The following is a 21,587-nucleotide window of genomic DNA, read 5'->3' as shown; positions in this document are numbered from 1 at the left end:
TTTATTGTTCTTTATTTTTAAGCGCTAACCTTAGCTGATTGAGATGCGCCTGTACTCGGTGAGATTCCTTCGCCGCATCTGTAACGGATGTTGATTTTAAATGGATACAATCGCCCGCGCCCAATTGGCTCAAATGGCGCATATCGGCTCGAATAATAGAGCCAATTATTGGATAACCGCCTGTAGTTTGGCAGTCATTCAATAGGATAATGGGCTCGCCACTGGGGGGCAGCTGAATAACGCCAGGGTGGACGGCTTGGGTTGCAATATTATGTGCATGCACAAGGCTGCTATGGCCACTTAGGCGAATACCCATACGATTACTGCTTGGATTTACTTTCCAAATAGTGTCGTTTAATACACTCAGTGTCTGGTTGGAAATTATCTCGAGGTGTGGGCCTGGGATGAAATGAATGAGCTTTTCATAGCTGGGCTGCAGGCCACCCACGGAGCTTTTAGCTGTGCTCGGCGTGTAGCTCAGTTTGTCCCCTTGTTTAAGAGCTCGGCCGTTTATTCCCCCAAAGCCAGCCATGAGGTCGGTTGAATAACTCCCAAGCAGCTTGTCTATGTTGGTAAATCCACCTTCGACCACCAAATACGCGCGTAAACCGTCGCGATTTTGCTTAAATGTCAGCTTATCTCCGGCCTTAGCACTGTAGCGCCAGCAAGGGTATACTGCTTCGTCATTTAAAGCAGCATTGAGATCTGCCCCTGCGATAACAAAGTTAGTGGGGGCATGGAAGAGAAATTCGCATAAGCCAATGGTCACTTCAATAGCTGCAGTATCGTCGTTATTTGACAAGAGTGTATTTGCAAGTTTAAGCGCAACAGGGTCAATGACACCTGCTTGACTTACTCCTAAGTGGCGAAGTCCTTGGCGACCAATGTCTTGAATAGTTGAAAGTGGCCCAGATTTAATAACTTCTAGCATGATTTCTCCACAAAACGCACGATATCGCCCGGTTGCAGCAAGCTTGCTGATGCAGAATTTGGGTCAAATAGGGTAGTGTTGGTTTGTCCAAGCAAATGCCAGCCACCAGGAGATTGACTCGGGTAAATTGCACTGTAGCTGTCTGCGATGGCAATACTGCCTTTGGGGACCTTGGTAATTGGTGTGGATTTTCTGGGTAGTTGAAGTGCGGTAGGTAACCCTGACAAGTAAGCAAAACCAGGTAAGAAGCCAATAAATTGCACTTGATAATCAACGCTTGAGTGCAGCTCTATAAGCTGTTTTGGCGTCAGTTGTAATTCGTCCGCTATGCGTTCAAAATCTTGTCCGAATTCTTTGCCATAAAACACCTCAATATGATGGTGTGTTGGCTTTACCTCTGCTACTTCTAGGTCTTGCCAATGTGCTTGGATTTTGTGTTGCCAGGCATCGGCTTTGCGGGGGTCTTTTAAATAGGCAGTAACGGAAGATTTGGCAGGCACCACATCAACAAAATCACCGCTACTATCTAGCCATTTCTTGAGGGCGAACAATCGTTGATTAATTGGACTTTTGTTTTTAGGCAAACACGTTGCATTTACAACAATTGCTTGCTCACCTAATAAATAACAACTCACATCAGACATAGACAATAACAATTGGTTGCTTTGGTAAACGTTATGTTTCTTATAACACACCTCGCAATTGAAACGAAATTATTGCTACAAGTTGCCGTTTTGTTGCAGCTAAAAAGCCGTGCCTAAACACGGCTTCAAATCTGAGGATTTATTTAGCAGTTAATAGCCATTGACTTAGAAGGCGAACGCCATAGCCTGTACCACCGGTTGGAACTTCGTCTTTAGCGGAGCTTGAAAGTGCGTTACCTGCAATATCGATATGAACCCAACGGGTGTCACCTGCAAATTGTTGTAGGAAAGTCGCAGCAGTTGTTGCACCAGGACCACCAGAACCTACGTTTTGGAAATCGGCGATGTCAGATTTTAGTTTGTCCTTATAGCCAAGCGGTAGACGCCATACGTTCTCGTTCACAACTTTACCGGCGTTGGTAAATTCTGTAATTAAGCTATCATCTTCAGAGAAAATTGCTGAATACTCGTTACCAACAGCACGAATTTTAGAGCCAGTTAATGTCGCGACGTCAATCATGATCTCAGGGCTGTAATGTTTACGTGCGTACCACATTGCATCAGACAGCACCAAACGACCTTCAGCATCTGTGTTTACAACCTCTACGCTAATACCTTCTGCAGTACGTAGCACATCACCCGGCGCAATTGCATACTGAGACACCATATTTGCCGCCATACCCATGACTGCTACCACGTTTACGTCTGCTTTGCTTAGCGCCATTGCTTTTACTGTACCAAGCACGGCAGCCGCACCTGCCATGTCAGATTTCATGCGTGCGATCGAAGCGCCGGTTTTGATGCTATAACCACCCGAATCAAAAGTAATACCTTTACCGATCAGGGCAATTGGTGTCTCGCTGTTACCTTTATAATGTGCAACAACTAAGCGAGAGCCGTGTTCACTACCACGGCCAACGCCCTCAAGCGCACCCATACCAAGTTCTTTGAGTTCAGCTGGTGCTAGTACTTCTACTTCAACGCCATATTGTTCAAGTTCTTTTGCCGCTTTTGCAAAGTCAACCGGGGTCATTTCTGTTGCGACTTCAGAGGTCAAGTCACGTGCTAAAAACACGCCAGCTTGAATGTGTTGCAGTGCTTTATACTGAGCCTGTGTTGCTTGTTTATCGGCAACGTCGAAGTGATAGCTTACGTTAAAAGTGTTTGGCTCTTTTTTGTATACTTCGAAGGTGTGGTCACGAAGGTTTGCACCGTGTGCAAATTGTGCTGCCAGTTCTGCATTTGAAAGCGCTCCTTCAACGCCTTCGAATGCAACTGCAACATTCTCCAGCTTTTTACCTTCGAATTTAGCGTGTAGGTTACCACCAAGTTTGGTCATTTTGCTGGCGTTGAGTTCACCTGCGTCACCTAAACCAACAATGAAGATACGCTTATAATCAGAGTCTACAGGTGCTAATACTTCAACTGTTTTGCCATACGCGCCATTAAAGTCTTCAGCAGCAATTGCGCGCTCCAACTGTTTACGAGTGTCTTTATCTAGGAACTTTAGGTTACTTTGGTTTTCACCAGCTTGAAAAATTACTAGTGCATCAGCGTCTGCAAGCTTGGTATTGAACTCAAAGTCAGCGGCATTTGCAGAAGTCATACTGGCAACCGCCAGCGCTAAAGCAGAAAAACGCGTAGTCAATGACATAATTTTATCCTCAGATAACTAAAATTGTGGCGTTTTTACCTCATTTGGAGAAATTTAGACACAATTTGTCGGTGAAGTAACAGGTTTTACCGTTCAGTGACATTAGGTAAGCGGCTTGTCAGCACGATGCCTAATATCGTGATCATAATGTAGAGTGTAAGTAACACATTAATTGAAAATACCGAGGCAACGACACCAAGAGCACTTGTTAATAAAAGTACAATGCCAATAATTGTGTTACTGAGCGTGACGTAACTGGTGCGCTTGTTTCCTTCTGCCATATCGACCACGTAGGTTTTTCGACCCACACGCACGCCTTGGTGGGCGATAGCAATGACAAAATAGCAAAGCGGAATAAACCACATCTTTTCGAGCAGCGAAGAATAAAATAAAGATGTTGTTAGTAGCACTGCAGTGATAGCAACGGTGATTGTTGCTCCATACATCATCACGTGTTTACTTGATTGATCGGCAAGGCGACCCCAAAAAGCGCCACTGACTAAACTGGCAAGTCCGGACACTGCTAATAAAACGGCCAACACCCATGCACCGTTGCCGATATTCTGTTGTGCTATTACCGTGAAATAAGGCGGAATAAGCGCAGAACTTAACAGCAAACCACGAGCTAGAATAAACTTTTTAAGTATCGGATCGGTTTTTAACAGCGCGAAATCTTGTTTTACTTTCTCTAATCCGTTTTCACCACCTTCGGTTGCGCCTTCATATTCTTTAATTTTTGAGAACGTTAACGCGCCAATCAGCCAAAAGATTGCAGCTAGTATTAGTGTGACCACAAAGTTGATGTTGTTTACTTGAGTGGCAGCGATAAAAAGCCCAACACCAAATGTAACGGTTATAAGTCCACTGACAGAGGCGGCTTGGCCGCTAAGCTGGCCACGCTTTTGTTTGGGGATAGTTTTACCGATGACATCTTTTGATGACACCGAGCTTAAGCTGCGAGCGATGCTAAAAATTGCCAGTAATCCAAGTACTAACCAAGCGTAGAATTGATTTTCAGTTTGGTTCCATGCAAGTAATGCCATAAGTAGTACACAAGTAGCTTGAATAAGTGCGCCGAGAGACCATAGAAGTTTACGTTTCGCATGCTTGCGCACCCATTGGCCGATAAATAATTGTGGGATCAGTGAGCCTGATTCACGAATGGGAACGAGAGCCGATATCAAATAAGCGGGAGCACCGAGTGATTGCATCAGCCAAGGTAACGTGATTTTAGGATTGAGCAAAGCATCTCCCAATTTGCTAAAAAGCTGGCTCAATAAAATAAGCACGTAGTTACCAGGAACTTCTCTACATGCCTTATCATCAATTGCTCTACAGGCACGCGCCTCATCGTCATTGGTTAGCTTTTGATAGATATTTTCACTTATTTTACTCACATTTATTCCTTTACTTTTATTGTGTCGCGGACAATACGGTTTCACTATCATGAACGACTTTGTATGAAATGATAATTAACCTTCGACGGTCTCATTCAATACGCAATAAATCATATTAAGTTCAACAAGTATAAAGTGGAATGCTTACTTGTTGCGACATACAGCATTGAGAGAGTAACGATGAAAACATTACAGGTAGCCGCGTCGATAGGGCTTATCATGATGTTAGGAGTAGGCTTGTCTGCGATCGCGGGTACAGATATGCCGAAGCCTAAAGTCGATGGCGCAAGTAATCATATTAAAACGTTAGTGTTGGGCTCAGGTTGTTTCTGGGGTCCTGAAAAGCGCTATGAAAAAATGACGGGCGTGATAGATGCTGAGTCGGGCTATGCGGACGGTAAAGGGTTTAAGCCAAGCTATAGAGAAATCATTAAACCGAGTCGACGTTTCGATGAAGATAACTATGCAGAGGTGGTTAAGGTAACTTACAACGCAAATCTTATCACCACCGATGCGCTGCTAAAATACTACTTTGAAAGTCATGATCCAACCCAAAAAAATCGTCAGGGTAATGATGTTGGAACGCAGTATCGCTCGATCATTCTCTATACTGATGATCAGCAAAGTGACAAAGCTCACTTATTAAAAGCGCAGTATCAACATTTATTATCTGAGCAAGGTTATGGCGATATTCATACCACAATTAAGCCACTTAGAAAATTTTATCCAGCGGAAGAGTATCATCAAAACTATTTAGCCAAGAATCCCAATGGATATTGCCCAGATCATAGCACGGGAGTGACTTTTGATAAGGTGGTGAAAGATAAAACTGATAACACTTCGCTTACCCAAGGTAAGCATATTGTTATTGTAGACGCTAAGAGCTATTGCCCTTACTGCGAAAAGTTAAAAAAAGAGGTGTTAAATGACTATCAAGGTGATATTCCACTTCATTTTCGCTATGCAGATCAACTCGAAGGACTAATGATAAAAACCGCGACTTGGGCAACGCCAACAATCTTATTTATTGAAGATGGTGTTGAGTCCCTTGGCTTTCAAGGTTTTATGGCGAGAGAAGAATTTTACAAGGCACTCGGTGCTTTTAAGCTGGGCCGCTCGGAAGCCTTTGACATTGCCTTTCAAAAAGGCACAGAGCGACCATTTTGCAAGCAATACGATATCTTTAAAAACACACCAGATGGCGTATTTATTGATAAATTGAGTGGTAAAGCTCTTTTCGATACCCGAGATAGGTTTAACTCAGGCACTGGGTGGCTGTCGTTTACCCACCCAGTAAAAGACAGCGTGACCTATCACAAAGATTTAAGCCACGGAATGGTAAGAACCGAAATACGCTCAAAAAGCAGTGGTATTCATTTAGGTCATGTATTTAAAAATGAAGGGCCAAAAGGTCAAGACCGCTATTGTATCAATGCCCAAGTACTTGAGTTTAAAGCGAGAGAGGCGCTTTAGGTATTACGCCTAAAGCTGCCTTTATTTCAACACTGGGATTCAACAACAGTTAATTAACCCGAGATCGGTTTAAGCCATCTGTTCATCAACAGAAATAGATGGCTTTTTTTCTTTATGGCTGTATGCAATCAGCGCACCTAAGACTGTTAATATCATCCCATACAAGCTTCTATGTCTTGAATGCTCTAACTGACAAATATTCTTTAGCTGGTCATTCACGGTTTCAATAATAAAGCGCTTTGATAGCATCATAACCTTGCGCCACGCAGAAATAGCTCTGGTCTTCATATTACTGCGCACATTGATGACCAGTTTGAGTCCCCCTTCCGATAGTGACTGCTTTAACTTACTACTGGTATACCATTGTCTCCATATAAAGCGCCGGTTAGATTTTGAGTAAGTTCTTCGACAGGTGCTGTATCATGCTTATTTGCAGGTGTTACTTTGACGGCAATTATTTTACCTTTATGATTGATAACTAGGTGTAGTTTGAATCCAAAATACCATCCTATTGTTCCTCGAACCCCGCTCAGCTACACCAGCAAACGTTTTGTGTCTTGGTATTTTCGAATTATGACAAACTTTGATACTCGTTGAGTCAATGAAGCAAATATCACTATCTGTTGATTTTAGGGTTTTGAAATAACTTGAAAGGGGAGTAACCGCATGAGGTAGCCTTTATAAAAGTTTTTAAAATCGCGCTGATTTGACATATAAAATAGAATGATGATAGTCATTATTTCAGCCATACTCATCTGGTATGCACTTTCTCTTTTTATTTGACCTTGCTTTTAAATTCTTATCCCGAGCTGGAGTTATTTACTTATCCATTTAGCTAGATGCACTTCGAATGCTGGTATTCAAAATAGCGAATGCAAACACATAAACAGGTTAAGGTTTAAACTCCAGAATATCGCCCGGTTGGCAGTCCAAATAATTGCAAATTTGGGCTAGTGTTTCAAACCTAACGCCTTTGACTTTACCGCGCTTTAACAGCGATAAGTTCGCTTCTGTGATGCCGATTTCTTTTGCCAGCTCTTTGGATGAGACTTTTCTCATGGCCATGACTACATCTAAGTTCACAACAATTTCCATCGCTAAATAAACTCCTTGTTTTCATCACTGATCTCTTGCGCTGCGCGCAGCAGATAAGCAACGGTCGCTAAGATACTAAGCGTAACCAACTCACCAAATTGTAATGACAGGACAAGGGTTGTGTGTTCAAAGTAAGCATCATGCCAGTATGCAAAGATAACGCTCAGTGCACTGACGAAAAATATCGACAACACTTCAGTAATGATGAAATAGATAAAGCAAGACAAACACTCTCGAGTAAAAAAGTGTCCTTGCTCAAAATACTTTAGCAATCGAGTAATGAAATGGACCCCCGCCAATGCAAGGAACAATATTGGAGTCGTAGCTAGAAACAGACCAACATTATTAACCTTATCAGACTGCCATAACTCATCAAACAGAGCATTGTCATAGTAACTGACACGATGATTGAATACCAACTCGTAGGCCAGAAATATCAGTACTATGGCTGTAGTAGATAGTACTCCCACGCGGATAAATTTACTTCTTCTTTGAATCATATCCAAAGTGATAGACATGTCAGCTCCTCATTTCTCATGCTCAGGGTGTACTATACCACACAGAAAAAAAACATCAAAAAACAACAATGAATTATCGTTTTACAATAATTAAAAATCATGTAATGATAATTACAGAAAAATGGAGTAGCTAATATGAAATACAATTTAATAAAAGTAAAAACGACAATTATCAGCTCACTTGTCCTTGCTGGGCTATCCCTAAGTGGTTGCCAAGTTGGTTCATTTACACAAAAAACCACACATACCGTTGCTCAAACGCAAACTCAGTTAATCGCGTTAAAAGATCTATTCAGTGAGCAAACAATGGAAAGTGTATCGCTATCACCTGATGGTGAATGGATTGCATTTCTTCAACCGCACAATGGTGCGAATAATATTCATCTAGTACGCAAAGGGGGGGGTCTCTCTGATGCTAAACCAATCACCTACCTAACAGATTCTGTTGATAATTTCGTATGGTCTTATCACACGAATGAGATCATATTCAGCAAAGATCACGAGGGCAATGAAAACAAACAAATCTTCACGCTTCAGTTCAATCCTAATAATCTTAAAAATAGTATAAGAATTAAAAACCTAACGAACAAAGAAGATGTAAATTACATTCTTGCAAAGCAGCTCCACGATAATTCAAACAAGCTGGCTGTATTTGCAAACCTGCTACAAAGTGATACATACAGCCTGTACCAGCTAGACACAAAAACCCAAACTATGACACTGATCGATCCCAATGAGCTGAAATTTAGCAAGGCGATACTGAATCGCGCTGGAGAAATTATGGTGGGTGTCGTTTTAAACAATGATAGCTCTATGACTTTATACAAAAAAGAAGAGCAATCATGGCAACAGGTTTTGCGCACACAACCTGGTGAACAAGTTGAAGTTATTGGCTATAACGAGTCAAAGCACACCGCAGTACTGTCAGGCAGCATTCAAGGGCGAGATAAGCAAGAACTTATTGAGCTTGATCTCGGTACAAATATATTACACACGCTACATAGTGATCCGCTCAATAACTCAGACTTATATCATGTTATTTTACAAGATGATGGACAACCTCTTATCGCGGCATATTATGATTCGAGGCTAAGAAACTACCCGCTCACTGAAAGTGCAGCATCTATACTATCTCGTATTACTTCACATTTCGGAACAGACGCAGACATACATGTTGAACAAATAGAAGGTAAAACTGGACATTGGCATATCACCACAAAGTATGCCAATAAGCCAGACGAACAATTTGTATTTAACCCAAATACTGATCAGCTTATTGGCCTGCTAAATTCAGAACCTTCGTTTGACCCTGAGCTGCTAGGCACAAGACAGTCAATCAACTATACAGCAACAGATGGTACAAAAATCCAAGCATATTTAACATTGCCTAAATATGCTAACACCACACTTCCCACAATTGTATTGCCACATGGCGGCCCTTGGGTAAGAGATAAGTGGGAATTTAGCAGTGGTTACTTTGTTCCTATTGCACATTACTTTGCCAACAGAGGTTATGCCGTTCTACAACCTAATTTCAGAGGCTCAACAGGGTTTGGTAAACATTTTACTAGCGCAGGTAACAAACAATGGGGCATAGGTTCAATGCAGCAAGATATTACTGATGGCGTGCATTATCTTGTTGCTCAAGGCATCACAGATAAAAATCGTGTTGGTATTATGGGAGCGTCGTATGGTGGTTTTGCTGCATTAGCGGGAGCGACGTTTACACCAGATTTATATAAAGCCGTTATTTCATATGTAGGGCCTTCTGATCTTAATGTATTTATGGCGTCATTCCCTGAGGCATATAGACCATATTTAGGTAACTTCTACGCTGCAATTGGTGATCCGGCAATTGAGGCTGATAGAAAGGACATGGCCGCACGCTCTCCCATCAACTTTATCGACAACATTAAAGCGCCAATTATGTTAATTCAAGGAGCAAATGATCCAAGAGTGCCACAGGAACAGTCTGAATTAATAGCCAAAGCATTATTCAATGCTCAACTTCCTGTTGAATACATCTTAGCGAAAAATGAAGGGCATGGTTTTATTCAACACAATAATAAACTAGCTTCCATCATCGCCATGGAACGCTTTTTCGCAATACATTTAGGTGGAACAAAGTCTGACAGCGATGATCCTGATTTAGCCAATCATCTAGCCACATTGACGGTAGATGTTAGCACCCTTTAAATACCGTGAACTCGGGATAATAACTTGTTTTCTTGTAGCTTTTATCCCTTACTACTGCGTCAAATTTGTTTGCAATAGGCCAGCTATTGACGCACAAATTTGTCTGGTATTAAAAAATAACTTTTGGCTAGCGTGATATTACATCTGTTGAGCGTAGGTATTTTAGTTGATTAACTCATATCTTACCCTGAGTTCAAGCTAGTTAGTAAAAATTATTGAATTTGTTAATTTACTTCGCTTATGAAAGTACACATTTTTACTTTCGTTTAATTGTGAAGTACTTTAGGCTCAGCCTAATATGTACATATTAGTCGACCTAAATTCAAAGGATTTTATGAAATACAGAAACGTGCTTGTTTGCTTGATATTGTTGGGTTCTGCTTTATTAAACGGCTGTACTTTACTCGGCATGAGTTTAGCGCTTTTTACTCCTGCGTCAGGAACAGTAAAAAGTCCTTCACTTATTGCAAATGGGGCCGAATATGATGCTGAGATTATTAAACGTATTAAGGGAGTCCAAAGTACAGCTCGGTGTGCTGATTTGTACGGCGAAGAGAAAGCGATGTGCAAACGCCGAGCCGCAGCAATTGCTCGGAGTATCGAAAAACACCAATCAAAAAACTAAATGCGTTGGCTTCTGCCCTCCAACTTTAGTCACTGTTGATGTCGTAATAATTAATATTTTGATTTTTATAGATATTTAATTGGTGTTCGTCAACGCTTATAGTCAAAATATGCAAGGGGAATTTCCACGCGCTGTACATATCCTACGTTTAATTTGCTTGTGATTGCTGTTAAATCATCCGTTGCTTTATTGGGAACGGAGAGGAATGTTATGCTATGGTATAACTTTCATACACGACGAAGGATTTAGTCGTGATGACCTTGGTGCTATTCACTGCAATTTGTGAAGAAACAGTGAAGTGAATGCGTCTTGCAGAATGCCGGTACCGTTGAGTCATTTATTAGAAGAGCAAAGAGCGTCAATCCATTTGCATCTCATGGAGCCGGCTAATGACATTATCGGTTATTTTAAATTTGATATTGCATACTTGAACACATATCCGGTTTGTCCAAAAAACGGTTTGAACTTAAGGACATTTGTAATAGATAGGCATTGACAAGGTCTGGAGGATATTAGCTGTAAGCACATTAGTCCCGTTTACAGTGGGCTGGTTTTCCTAGATTTGAGTCAATGTATTTAACCGTAACTAGGGCTTGTTGATCTTTCAAGTTTGTTTTTGCAGCAGTTTGATTAGTATTCATACAAGTCAGAGCCTACGTAGCATAGTTATTCTATGTAAGTTAGGCGATAAAGACTTTGTGCTCCTGCAAAGTCACCTTACCCCACATCCTTGTGGGGCAACACAGTAGAAATGCCAATCAAGCGCTGCCCTTTGGGTTCCCATGAGTGCGCTTTGTTCATTGTTGCTCAACTTTTGCTTAGATTACTAGGCGGCAAGTCGAGCGTCGCGATCAAAACACACTCAGGAGAACAAAAATCAAACAGCAAAGGTCAACAGGCCCTAGTAGAAGCCCTTCAGTAATTGCTCGTTACCTAACAGGTGGATTTGAAGACAAAAATGAAAAATACTTCGATGGTCCAGTTGGCCTTCAACATATTAAGAGGGCCAGTTTAATCTAGAGCTGGGCCAACAGAAAACTGGTAATAAAATTAACAAATAAAAGGAAAGTGAAGTTTTGAGAGTGATTATTAGCGTTTTGCTGAGTATGTTGCTGAGTGTATCGGCCTACTCAAAAAATCTTGTATTACCCAGCGAGATAAGAGATGAAGGAGAGATCCAACGAGTTGCAATAACAGAACTCGCGAAATCGAGCTTAGCTGCATATGTTGCGTCTACACCGAAAGTCAATTTAAATACTTTACTCAATTTGCAGTTAGCTGCACAGCAATACGAAGACGCAAGTAGCATACTTAAGCAGATTAAAAAGAAAAATATCGATGATAGTCAAATAGAAGAACTTCCTCTTAGGATTGTTGCACAGGCAAAGCTCCTTAGTCATCAATCTAACCTTACCGAGGAGCAGGCCTTTTCTGCTTCATTTAGAGATATTTTTGCTGCACTAGACAATGTCGACGCTAGTAAAGTTATCAATTATTTTCATAATGACAGGTTTACACCACATGAAGCGCTAAGAAGTGTATTAAATACACACGCAGGGCAGAGCAGCATTTCACTCTCGGATGCGATCATCTTGATCAAGCACTATCAAGAATCCAAAGGCGCTGAACTTTGGCAACCTATCATCTCTAGCTTAATTTCTGAAGATGATAGCAAACGCTATATTATTGACGACAAGGTTTTAATAAAGACACCTGACGGGGCGCATATTTCCGCAATCTTAGTTCGCTCTAAAACGGCTAAAAAAGCATTGCCAGCTTTGCTGAACTTCACTATTTACGTAAATAAAAATAAAGACCTTGGTAGAGCGAGAGCGTCAGCAGCGCATGGATACGTTGGCATGGTTGCTTACACCAGAGGTAAAGCCTACAGTCCACAAACTCCTGTACCTTATGAATACGACGGACAAGATGCTAACACCGTTATCGATTGGTTGAGTAAGCAGACTTGGGTTGATGGACGAGTAGGTATGTTTGGCGGCAGTTATGATGGCTTCACTCAATGGGCCGCTGCCAAATATACCCACCCTGCATTAAAAACCATTGTCCCTTATGTGGCTAACAATCCGGGGAATGGCTTACCTGTTGAAAACAACATATTTTTGCTGGTTAATTACGCTTGGGCTTTTTACACAACAAATAACAAAACACTAGATAAAGAGATTTATGCTGATCGTGAGCGTTGGGGATCTCTCAACGATAAGTGGTTTAAAAGTGGCAAAGCATATCGCCAAGTAGATAGCATCGATGGTTTGCCAAATAAGTGGTATCAAAAATGGTTGATGCATCCAAGTTATGATGAATATTGGCGCAACATGCTACCTTACAAAGACGAGTTTTCTAAGATCAACATACCTGTTTTAACTATCACAGGATATTATGATGATGGGCAAAAATCAGCTATCAACTTCCTTAGAGATCACTATAAGTATAAACCTAATGCAGAGCACTATTTGTTAATTGGTCCTTATGATCACTTTGGTGCTCAGGCATCAAAAAAATCTGAGTCACTACGGGGATACAAAATAGATCCTGTGGCACAATTTGATACTGCTGAAGTGACCTATCAGTGGATGGATCATGTTTTTTATGGCGCTGACAAACCTGACTTAGTTAAAGATAAAATAAATTATCAAGTTATGGGCGCCAATAAGTGGAAACATGCACCATCTCTCTCGGCTCTAAGCACGGAAACTTTAACTTTATATCTTAGTAATCAGAAAGTTAACGATAAATATGAACTGGTCTCGGAAAAACCAGATGATAAAGTATTCTTAACTCAAGAAGTAAACTTTGCAGATAGAACGACAACCAATAATGATTACTATCCTTATCCAATTATCGGTAAAAAGCCTGATATTGCGAGTGGATATACTTTTATTAGTAAACCATTCGAAGAAAGTGTGGAGGTCTCTGGTAATTTTAGTGGCGAAATTAAAGCAAGTATCAATAAAAGGGATATGGATGTTGGCGTTGTGCTCTATGAGGTGATGCCTGATGGTCAGCTATTTCATCTATCCTATTATCTTGGTAGGGCTAGTTTTGCGAAAGATATTACCAACAGAGTCTTGCTAACTCCTGGGAAAGTTGAGTCTATTGCGTTTAACAGAACTCGGTTTATAAGTAAAAAGTTGCGCAAGGGCAGTCGGTTAATGGTCACGTTAAACGTGAATAAAAACCCTTATGCACAAATTAACTATGGGACAGGAAAGGATGTGAGTGATGAAAATATTAGTGACGCTAAAACACCATTAGAGGTGAAATGGTATATAAACAGCTTTATAAATGTACCTATTGTTCGTTGATATAAGCAGAGTAGTGCAACATTGAGTTGCACTACTTCTTTATCATCTAGTGCTTGAAGCACCTTTCTTCACCGAGACATATGATTGCGATGACAGGAACTGCGAGTAAGATGTAGACACCTTCTGCTGCGGCTTTAAGAGGTGTGGTTAACGCTTTGGAGGCTTTCTCAGAAAAACTCTTTTCAACATCAAAATTAATTGCGAGCGGATAACTAAATTTTTCGAAGTGCGTAAAGTCGAGTTCGCCATTGTCATACCTGTCACCAACCAGCTTTACAGAAACACGGCCAGATTTAAAACCATAAATTTTCGATTTAGCTCTTATTTCGCTTGGTGCTCTTGGACTTAATTTTATATCAACAGTGCCCTCCACGCCTCGCAATGAGCTAATGTGAAAGTTACTTTTTTCAAGAGAGATGTATGCCTGAAACGGACCACCAAGTAATTTGGCCAATGTGGGATCTGTGCGCAGTATATAGTGATGATCTCTGCCTACAAAGATAATGTGTTTGCCATCTTCCGTTTTTAGAAAGGTTGAAATCTTATCTGTATAGTGGCTAGTTTTAGTAACTTCATGGTAGGTTGAACAACCACCTGAAAAGAATATCAATATAGCTGAGACGAGTGCTAATTTGAGTATGTTTATGCGTTTTGTCATTTTTCTTCCTTGACGTACTTTTTTATGATTGCCTTACCTTACCATCAATCAAGTAGTAGCAAACAATAAAAATTCAAAATTATAAAGCGAATAACATTGCTAAAGTCATAAAATAGGCGTATACATCGCGTCGAATTCTCGCTTTCTTTTTTAGGTGTATTTGTGGACTTTTTTTGGGTGTTGTTACTCATTAGCTTGAGTGCAGTTTTCGCGCTGTGTGAAATATCATTGGCAGCGGCACGCAAAGTTAAATTACAAACCTTATTTGATCTTGGTGACATAAGAGCCAAGAAAGTATTGTACTTGCAGGCCAATGCGCATCAATTTTTTGCGGCAGTGCAGGTGGTACTCAATGCCTTGGCTATTGTAGCGGGTATGATAGGTGAGTCGGTTTTTACCCCCTATATTTTGCAACTACTAAATTGGATTGCAAGCTTTATGGATGCAGAAGTTACAGCTTATGCCTCGATATTATTGCAAATATCCACAGTGGTGTCATTTTTACTGATCACATCGTTATTTGTATTGTTTGCTGATTTATTGCCAAAACGAATAGCCATGGTCATCCCTGAAACCATCGCGATGCGATTTATTCATCTTATGCTTGCCAGTGTTTGGGTTTTTAAACCGATTATCTGGCTTTTTAACGTGTTTGCCGATTGGATAATAAAGCTATTCAATTTACCAAATGAACGTGATGAACAGGTAACGCGTGATGATATTTATGCGGTGGTTGATCAAAGTGCTGAGCAGGGTGAACTATGCGAGCACGAATACAATATCATTGGCAATGTGCTTGATCTTAACCAGACTAATATTACCCAAGCGATGATCAACCGCGATGCAATCGTATGGTTAGACGTTCAAGAATCAGAAGAAAACCTGAGTGCGTTAATTCAAGTGCATAGTTTTCAACAATATTTACTGTGTGATGGCTCACTAGACAAAGTGATCGCTGCGCCTGAAGCCAAGCAGCTGCTTAGCAATATTTTGGCTAAAAAGCCGTTGCTGGATGGTCAACATCAAGAATTCCATAAGCCGGTAATTTTGCTTGATACCCTAAGCCTCTCCGATGCGTTGGATGGACTTAAGAGTCATGAAAGCAATTGCGCGGTGGTGATCAATGAGTTTTCGACTGTGGTTGGGATGGTAACGTTATCCAGCATCTTGAATTTAATTGCACTGAAAGACGACCAGGCAATAGAGGCCCAATTTCGGCAAAAGGATAACACCCGATGGTTAGTGCAGGGCGATATGTCGATTAAGGACTTTCAAACTTCGGTGGTTGAGTACGAGTTTGAACCGATTGAAGCCATAGAAACTTTAGCTGGCTTTGTGATCCACAGATTAAAGCATTTTCCTGCTGAAGGCGAGTCGTTAGAAGTTGACGGTTTTAAGTTTAAAGTAATGGAAATTCAAGGTTTGGCCATTAAACAAATTGAAGTTACCAAAGAGCCAACCTTGTGATGATTCTAATTGATTGTTTCATATATGGAAATTATAGTGGATGAAATTTAATCGTTAATGAAACTTTAATTATTATATTCTTGACCTATAGCTTTTTCAGAATAGAATAGCGGCGAACGTAAGGCCTTAGGTTAGGCTTTGCGGCTTCACTTAATACTTAAGGATGAATAAAATGAAAAAGCTAATCACCGCACTTGTTGCATTCACCGCATTGTCTGTATCTGCTCAAGAAGTAGAAGAGGCGAAAGCACTCGTTACTCAACAAAACATTAAAATTGTTGCTATTGGCCAAAGCGGCTGGGATCCAATTTGGAGAGAGCCTACCTGTAGCATCCAAAAAACGGATGAGGATGCTGTTGGTAATGCTTACATGATCAGTCATTACGACATGTGTTTATGCCAAAACAGTAAAAAAGCGAGCTATCTGATTGAAGATACACAAAGCAACCCTAAGCAAGCAGCGGTTATTTGTTACCTAGAGCAGTAAGCTAGTCAACAGCAGCAGAGCAAAGTACCTGCACTTTACTCTGCTTTTATCACAGGTGCTTCCTTGAAGTTCAAATTAGCTAAATTAACTGACTTTTTGCTTTGGCGTGCTAAATAACCTGAGCTGCGGATAATTAATGCCTTTCTAGCAGCCAGTTTTAGCGCTAACTGCGTTGAATTCACTTCCAATAGCCAGCTATTGGTGCGTAAATTCGCCTTGCCTACAGGATGTAGGTACCTTAGCGAGAGCAGGACGCGGAAGCGGTGTTTTCCCTAAAACTCTCTGGCTAGACAAGGAAAAACTAAGTTGTGCTTTAGCAACAATGAGTTGGAACACTCCTTATCCAAACCTCAGGTTAAATAACTTACCTAACTTCCAATCGAACTTTACAGCGCTGACGGCCGTTAAGATTAAAACAATCCCAAGCGTTTGTAGCATCGAAATCGTGTGCTCGAATGCAATAAAATCTACAAACAGCGCCACGACCGGATAGATAAAAGAAAGAATAGCAATTAATGTGGTGCTTAAGCGTTGAAACGCATCATACATGATCACATACATAAACCCTGTGTTGACGACGCCTAAGAATAAGATATTGCCCCAGCTCGATGAAGTCTCTGGGAAGTGTGCAAAGTCGACCCAAGGCAACAAAAATAAACCGCCAAAAAAGATTTGGACCACAGCAACTACACCGGATGGCACTTGACTCACCTTTTTTGTCATCAGCGTTGTGATGGTATATAGAAATGCAGCTCCGAGTGCCAGTAGCAGACCAAAAACGGCTTGATTGCTCTCTTGTGCAAAAATCACCGCGACTATTTCTTGATACGGGATCCCCACAACCAACCATAACCCCACCACGGCGATGGCCAACCATAAAAGGATTGCTTTACTTGGGTACTGACGATAAAGCACCGCGCTTAATAATACCAACATCAAAGGTTGTAGATGATATGCGATGATTGAAATTGAAAAAGGAATATAGTCAAACGAGGCGAATAACAGCACCCAGTTTCCGACCAGCGCAATACCGCCGAGCAAGATGGTCATAAACACGGGACCTTTAAACACCTCTTTTGTTAGTTGCTTTGTTACGAGCACGTATCCAAGAAGGCACAACGCGCCAATAACACAACGTAAAAATACCACATTCCAATAGGATTGTTGTGCACTGACGACAAAGTATCCTATGGTGCCAGATAGCACCATAGCTATTATCATCTCTATTGAACCTTTCTCTTTATCTGAGCCAAACATTGTTCACACCTTGTCATATTCAATTCTATACTTGCATATTACTTAGGGTTTGCCGTATTACTAATATGCAATAAAAGGCTAATTTTTCTAATTTCCTAAAAATGAAAGGCAAAAATGCGAAAATTAATTAATAACGAAAAATGGTCGCTTGATGCGATAGATAGCAAGCTTATAGCGCTGTTAGAAAACAACAGCCGAGTGTCTGTTGCTGAAATGGCTCGTGCTGTGAATATGTCTTCACCGAGTGTGAATGAGCGCATGAAACGTATGGAAGAGTATGGGGTAATTAGTAAATACAGTATTGAATTAGACCCAGAAAGCTTTGATTACCCGCTGGCTGCCATTGTGCGTATTCGTCAGCATCCCGGTAAACTAAAACAACTCGAAGCGATGATCCAAAACATTCCTGAAGTGATTGAATGTGACAAAGTGACGGGAGAGGATTGTTTTTATGTGAGGTTGTGTTTTGAGAGTATGCCTAAGCTAGACGAAATTTTGGATAAGGTCTCCACGCTGGGTGATACCCACACATCGGTGGTGAAATCAACAATAGTCAAACGTAGAAACGTGCCATATCAGATCCGCAAAAGGTAATCGCTAAGTATGGCGAACAGTAAAGTTTTGACGGGATCAGCAATACGCACCTAAACGTCAACAAATTTATAGTTTGTCACACTTTTTATAGCAATCCTGCCATCAATCTGGTTTTGAGTATGTTAATATCCGTGCAGCAGTTTTTTACGAGATAGATTATGTTTCAACCAGTTAGCCTCTTTGTTGGGTTAAGATATAGCCGTGCTGCGAAAGGCAATGCATTTATATCGTTTATCTCATTTTTCTCAATTGCGGGTATCGCCCTTGGCTTAATGAGTTTGATCACCGTCAGCTCAGTGATGAATGGCTTTGAGCAAACGTTAAAAGCCGCCATGCTTGATTTGATCCCGCATGTGCAAATTAAGGAAAATGAGCAACTTGATCAAAATAAATTACAAGCCATTGAAAATCATCCATTGGTTAAGCAAGTTTCGCCATATGTTGCAAGTGACGTAATTCTACAAACCAATCAAGATTTGGTGGGTGTGCAACTTCAAGGACTATTTCAAGGGTATGAAACAGCGTTAGATGACGCCATACGCGCAGGTAGCTTAACTCGATTGTATGAGCAAAAATACCAAGTGGCGCTGAGTCGCTATTTAGCCAATAAACTTGGCGTAAGCGTTGGTCAACAACTTCGCGTGATCATGCCTGAATTCACCACCTACACACCGCTTGGCCGCACGCCGACGCAGCGCTTATTCACCGTAGCTGCGATATATGATGGCCAAAGCGAAGCTGACACTTATTTGGCATTTGCCGATGGGAAAAGCTTGCAGCGGTTAATGCGTAAGAAGCCAGAGCAATACGACCTTAACATTCATTTATATGATGCTTTTAGCCTACCAGATTTTTATCAGCAAGCGGACAGCTTGTTGCTGGGGCTCGAGACGCAAGATTGGCAAACTCAGCAAGGCACATTGTTTGCGGCGGTCGCTATGGAAAAGCGCATTATGTCACTATTACTTGGCCTTATTGTGATAGTGGCTGTATTTAATATCATTTCAGCGCTATCTATGATGGTGAGTGAGAAGCAAGGGGAAGTAGCTATTTTGCAAACGCTTGGTTTTACACCCCAAATGATAGCAAAAGTGTTTATGGCGCAAGGGATGTATAACGGCGTTTTTGGCACACTCATTGGTGTTGTTGGTGGATTATTGCTTTCGAACAATATTAATGAGGTACTACACCTCGCAGGCCTTCAGTTGCTTGGTGGCGCTGAACTTCCGGTCAAAATAGAACTAACAGATTTAACGATTATGGCAGTGGGCAGCATATTGCTAAGCTTTTTAGCAACCTTGTATCCAGCTAAACGCGCGTCGAGTGTGCTGCCAGCAGAGGTATTAAGATATGAGTGATTTAGTCATTGACTGCCAAGATTTGGTCAAAAGCTACCAAGATGGTAAAGCCGAGGTAACGGTATTAAAAGGCGTTGATTTATCTGTAACCCAAGGGGAGATGCTTGCGATTGTGGGTAGCTCAGGCTCAGGTAAAAGTACTTTACTGCATATTCTAGGCACCTTGGATAAAGCGTCCACCGGCAGTGTAAAAATCAAAGGTGTGGAAGTTGGCAAGCTGTCACGTAAAAAGCAGGCGGAATTTAGAAATAAGCATTTGGGTTTTATCTATCAGTTTCATCATTTGTTGATGGAGTTTAGTGCGGTTGAAAACGTGGCGATGCCATTATTAATTGCCGGTAATAAAGCAAAGCAAGCCCGCGAAAAAGCATTACACATGCTCGATAAAGTGGGCTTGAGTCACCGTGCTGATCATAAGCCTTCAGAGCTTTCTGGGGGGGAGAGACAGCGTGTTGCGATAGCGAGAGCGTTAGTAACAGAACCTGATTTGGTGCTAGCTGATGAACCAACCGGCAATCTTGATAAGCATAATGCGCTAAGGATCTATGACCTCCTAGCTGAACTCAATCAGCAACTAAAAACCAGCTTTGTTGTTGTAACACACGACTTAGAGTTGGCAGATAAGCTTGGTCGTGCGGTGCAACTGGACGATGGCAAAGTAGGTGTGTATCAGCATGCTTAGTTATTTTTTAAGCAAACGCTTTAGAGAGTCTAAACGTCAGCTTGGTTTTATTGGTTTTTTAACCCGTGCTTCTACGCTTGGTGTAATGCTGGGTATGGCAGTATTGATAGTCGCACTTTCTGTGATTAATGGTTTTGAAGAACAATTAGAGCAGCGGCTGTTGTCGGTGGTGCCGCAAGTGAGTTATCAAGCACCTTACGACCCTATTCAAGCGTGGCAGCAAAAAGTAGAGATCTTGGAGAGTCAGCGTGGCGTCGTAAGTGCGACGGCCGAAATTAACTTAACAGCCATGCTGCAATACAAAGGCACCTTAAAAGCGGCGCAGTTAAAAGGGATTGCACCAAATAGGCATCGTACGGTGTCGAGCATAGGTGATTTTATAAAAGGCGCAGAATTAAAAGCACTAAAACCGGGTGAAGTGATCATCGGCAAAGGAATAGCTGACAAGCTTGGTGTCGTGGCTGGCGATAATATCCAACTCTTGATTGCTAACAAACATTCGGATAATCCACTCGCTGCGCCAAAGCGATTAACGGCGACGGTGGTGGGGCTTATCGATATGGGCGGGCCACTTGACCAAACATTAGCCTTAGTGCCACTTAACGCACTGCAAGAGGCGATGGATTTTAGAGAAGATCAAGTAACGGATTTGCGTGCCAAGGTGAGTGATGTGTTTCAGGCACAACAAATCGCGACATCAGCGGGTAGGGCATTACCTGATTTAGTGTACGTATCGTCTTGGTTTCGCACGCAAGGCGGACTGTATCAAGATATTCAGATGGTGCGCACTATCGTCTATCTCGTGGTATTTCTGATCATCGCTGTAGCGAGCTTTAATATCGTCTCTTCTATGGTGATGGAAGTAAAAGAAAAGCGGGCGGATATCGCTATTTTGAAAACCATGGGCGCACAGGACAGTACGATTTTTTCGACTTTTGCGCTACAAGGTGTGACGTATGCAGGGATTGGTGCATTGCTAGGCACTGGGATCGGCATTTTTATTGCTATTAATATTCCCGATATTTTTAAAGCTTGGATCAATATGAGTGATAGCAATCCGCTTGAAGGCGTCTACTTTATTGAATACTTACCGAGCAAAATAATTTGGACAGACATTTATATCAGTTTAGTCACGACTTTTGTTATGGCAGTCGTCGCAAGCTTATATCCCGCTTGGCAAGCCACCAAAACGGATCCTGCCAAGGTCCTGGGAAATGGGTAACACCTA

18 protein-coding genes and 1 pseudogene are annotated in these 21,587 nt (G+C 41.5%); 10 read left to right on the top strand and 9 right to left on the bottom strand.

Annotated features, from left to right (window positions below; genetic code table 11):
- Nucleotide 1: 1 nt before the first annotated feature.
- The 4 genes from CWC29_RS08025 to CWC29_RS08010 all read right to left on the bottom strand — a co-directional run bounded on the left by CWC29_RS08025 (nt 2) and on the right by CWC29_RS08010 (nt 4,626).
- Nucleotides 2–931 (bottom strand): 5-oxoprolinase subunit C family protein, encoded by a 930-nt coding sequence (locus tag CWC29_RS08025; RefSeq protein ID WP_138523042.1) that lies wholly within the window; start codon nt 929–931, stop codon nt 2–4.
- Entirely contained in the window at nt 925–1,575 is a 651-nt protein-coding gene (gene pxpB / locus CWC29_RS08020) for a 5-oxoprolinase subunit PxpB (protein ID WP_138523040.1), read from the bottom strand. Before pxpB ends, CWC29_RS08025 begins: the two co-directional genes overlap by 7 nt.
- 139 nt (nt 1,576–1,714) lie before the next feature.
- On the bottom strand, nt 1,715–3,229 hold the full coding sequence (locus CWC29_RS08015) for a leucyl aminopeptidase (RefSeq protein ID WP_138523038.1): 1,515 nt from the start codon (nt 3,227–3,229) through the stop codon (nt 1,715–1,717).
- An 86-nt stretch (nt 3,230–3,315) separates the two neighbouring features.
- A complete protein-coding gene (locus CWC29_RS08010; RefSeq protein ID WP_128726031.1) occupies nt 3,316–4,626 on the bottom strand; it encodes an MFS transporter in 1,311 nt (436 codons plus the stop codon).
- A gap of 180 nt (nt 4,627–4,806) precedes the next feature.
- Between CWC29_RS08010 and msrA the strand changes: the two genes are divergently transcribed.
- The gene (gene msrA, locus CWC29_RS08005) at nt 4,807–6,099 is read left to right on the top strand and encodes a peptide-methionine (S)-S-oxide reductase MsrA (protein ID WP_408004170.1); all 1,293 of its coding nucleotides are present in this window, start codon (nt 4,807–4,809) and stop codon (nt 6,097–6,099) included.
- Between the two features lie 69 nt (nt 6,100–6,168).
- Here msrA and CWC29_RS24225 read toward each other — a convergent pair.
- From CWC29_RS24225 to CWC29_RS07990, 3 genes and pseudogenes are all read right to left on the bottom strand, one after another.
- Nucleotides 6,169–6,890 (bottom strand): annotated as a pseudogene (locus CWC29_RS24225) (IS982 family transposase); the annotation flags it as partial.
- Nucleotides 6,891–6,990: 100 nt separating this feature from the next.
- Complete coding sequence (locus CWC29_RS07995) at nt 6,991–7,194, bottom strand: helix-turn-helix domain-containing protein (RefSeq protein ID WP_128726032.1); 204 nt, start codon at nt 7,192–7,194, stop codon at nt 6,991–6,993.
- 2 nt (nt 7,195–7,196) lie between these two features.
- Entirely contained in the window at nt 7,197–7,712 is a 516-nt protein-coding gene (locus CWC29_RS07990) for a hypothetical protein (RefSeq protein ID WP_138523036.1), read from the bottom strand.
- A 135-nt stretch (nt 7,713–7,847) separates the two neighbouring features.
- Here CWC29_RS07990 and CWC29_RS07985 point away from each other — a divergent pair, with 135 nt between their 5' ends.
- The 3 genes from CWC29_RS07985 (at nt 7,848) to CWC29_RS07975 (ending at nt 13,856) form a co-directional block, all read left to right on the top strand.
- Nucleotides 7,848–9,908 carry a S9 family peptidase gene (locus tag CWC29_RS07985; RefSeq protein WP_138523033.1) on the top strand — a complete coding sequence of 687 codons (2,061 nt, stop codon included), beginning with the start codon at nt 7,848–7,850 and terminating at the stop codon, nt 9,906–9,908.
- A 334-nt stretch (nt 9,909–10,242) separates the two neighbouring features.
- Entirely contained in the window at nt 10,243–10,533 is a 291-nt protein-coding gene (locus tag CWC29_RS07980) for a hypothetical protein (RefSeq protein WP_128726035.1), read from the top strand.
- 1,082 nt (nt 10,534–11,615) lie between these two features.
- Entirely contained in the window at nt 11,616–13,856 is a 2,241-nt protein-coding gene (locus CWC29_RS07975; RefSeq protein WP_328820800.1) for a CocE/NonD family hydrolase, read from the top strand.
- A gap of 46 nt (nt 13,857–13,902) precedes the next feature.
- Here the strand turns inward: CWC29_RS07975 and CWC29_RS07970 are convergent, their stop codons facing one another.
- Entirely contained in the window at nt 13,903–14,514 is a 612-nt protein-coding gene (locus CWC29_RS07970; RefSeq protein WP_128726036.1) for a hypothetical protein, read from the bottom strand.
- A gap of 162 nt (nt 14,515–14,676) precedes the next feature.
- Between CWC29_RS07970 and CWC29_RS07965 the strand changes: the two genes are divergently transcribed.
- Nucleotides 14,677–15,981, top strand: coding sequence for a hemolysin family protein (locus CWC29_RS07965; RefSeq protein WP_128726037.1), 1,305 nt, complete (start codon nt 14,677–14,679; stop codon nt 15,979–15,981).
- A gap of 172 nt (nt 15,982–16,153) precedes the next feature.
- On the top strand, nt 16,154–16,468 hold the full coding sequence (locus CWC29_RS07960; RefSeq protein WP_010604891.1) for a hypothetical protein: 315 nt from the start codon (nt 16,154–16,156) through the stop codon (nt 16,466–16,468).
- Between the two features lie 339 nt (nt 16,469–16,807).
- Here CWC29_RS07960 and CWC29_RS07955 read toward each other — a convergent pair whose 3' ends face one another.
- Complete coding sequence (locus tag CWC29_RS07955; RefSeq protein WP_128726038.1) at nt 16,808–17,725, bottom strand: DMT family transporter; 918 nt, start codon at nt 17,723–17,725, stop codon at nt 16,808–16,810.
- 114 nt (nt 17,726–17,839) lie between these two features.
- Here CWC29_RS07955 and CWC29_RS07950 point away from each other — a divergent pair, with 114 nt between their 5' ends.
- The 4 genes from CWC29_RS07950 to CWC29_RS07935 all read left to right on the top strand — a co-directional run bounded on the left by CWC29_RS07950 (nt 17,840) and on the right by CWC29_RS07935 (nt 21,581).
- Nucleotides 17,840–18,319 (top strand): Lrp/AsnC family transcriptional regulator, encoded by a 480-nt coding sequence (locus tag CWC29_RS07950; protein WP_128726039.1) that lies wholly within the window; start codon nt 17,840–17,842, stop codon nt 18,317–18,319.
- A gap of 158 nt (nt 18,320–18,477) precedes the next feature.
- Nucleotides 18,478–19,677, top strand: coding sequence for a lipoprotein-releasing ABC transporter permease subunit (locus CWC29_RS07945; protein WP_138521124.1), 1,200 nt, complete (start codon nt 18,478–18,480; stop codon nt 19,675–19,677).
- Nucleotides 19,670–20,359, top strand: a complete 690-nt coding sequence (gene lolD / locus CWC29_RS07940; RefSeq protein ID WP_095728963.1) for a lipoprotein-releasing ABC transporter ATP-binding protein LolD — start codon at nt 19,670–19,672, stop codon at nt 20,357–20,359. Before CWC29_RS07945 ends, lolD begins: the two co-directional genes overlap by 8 nt.
- Nucleotides 20,352–21,581, top strand: coding sequence for a lipoprotein-releasing ABC transporter permease subunit (locus tag CWC29_RS07935; RefSeq protein WP_128726041.1), 1,230 nt, complete (start codon nt 20,352–20,354; stop codon nt 21,579–21,581). The genes lolD and CWC29_RS07935 overlap by 8 nt, the downstream gene beginning before the upstream one ends.
- The last annotated feature ends 6 nt before the right edge of the window (nt 21,582–21,587 follow it).

The sequence above is a fragment of the Pseudoalteromonas galatheae genome, from assembly GCF_005886105.2.
Classification (GTDB): Bacteria; Pseudomonadota; Gammaproteobacteria; order Enterobacterales; family Alteromonadaceae; genus Pseudoalteromonas; species Pseudoalteromonas galatheae.
Note: the sequence above shows the minus strand (reverse complement) of the source record. Positions and strands in the feature narration are given on the sequence as shown.

Bases quoted from the DNA above. Each gene is read 5' to 3' on its own strand.
- CWC29_RS08025 (WP_138523042.1), bottom strand. From the start codon at position 931: ATGCTAGAAGTTATTAAATCTGGGCCACTTTCAACTATTCAAGACATT.
- pxpB (WP_138523040.1), bottom strand. From the start codon at position 1,575: ATGTCTGATGTGAGTTGTTATTTATTAGGTGAGCAAGCAATTGTTGTA.
- CWC29_RS08015 (WP_138523038.1), bottom strand. From the start codon at position 3,229: ATGTCATTGACTACGCGTTTTTCTGCTTTAGCGCTGGCGGTTGCCAGT.
- msrA (WP_408004170.1), top strand. From the start codon at position 4,807: ATGAAAACATTACAGGTAGCCGCGTCGATAGGGCTTATCATGATGTTA.
- CWC29_RS07995 (WP_128726032.1), bottom strand. From the start codon at position 7,194: ATGGAAATTGTTGTGAACTTAGATGTAGTCATGGCCATGAGAAAAGTC.
- CWC29_RS07990 (WP_138523036.1), bottom strand. From the start codon at position 7,712: ATGTCTATCACTTTGGATATGATTCAAAGAAGAAGTAAATTTATCCGC.
- CWC29_RS07985 (WP_138523033.1), top strand. From the start codon at position 7,848: ATGAAATACAATTTAATAAAAGTAAAAACGACAATTATCAGCTCACTT.
- CWC29_RS07980 (WP_128726035.1), top strand. From the start codon at position 10,243: ATGAAATACAGAAACGTGCTTGTTTGCTTGATATTGTTGGGTTCTGCT.
- CWC29_RS07970 (WP_128726036.1), bottom strand. From the start codon at position 14,514: ATGACAAAACGCATAAACATACTCAAATTAGCACTCGTCTCAGCTATA.
- CWC29_RS07960 (WP_010604891.1), top strand. From the start codon at position 16,154: ATGAAAAAGCTAATCACCGCACTTGTTGCATTCACCGCATTGTCTGTA.
- CWC29_RS07955 (WP_128726038.1), bottom strand. From the start codon at position 17,725: ATGTTTGGCTCAGATAAAGAGAAAGGTTCAATAGAGATGATAATAGCT.
- CWC29_RS07950 (WP_128726039.1), top strand. From the start codon at position 17,840: ATGCGAAAATTAATTAATAACGAAAAATGGTCGCTTGATGCGATAGAT.
- CWC29_RS07945 (WP_138521124.1), top strand. From the start codon at position 18,478: ATGTTTCAACCAGTTAGCCTCTTTGTTGGGTTAAGATATAGCCGTGCT.
- lolD (WP_095728963.1), top strand. From the start codon at position 19,670: ATGAGTGATTTAGTCATTGACTGCCAAGATTTGGTCAAAAGCTACCAA.
- CWC29_RS07935 (WP_128726041.1), top strand. From the start codon at position 20,352: ATGCTTAGTTATTTTTTAAGCAAACGCTTTAGAGAGTCTAAACGTCAG.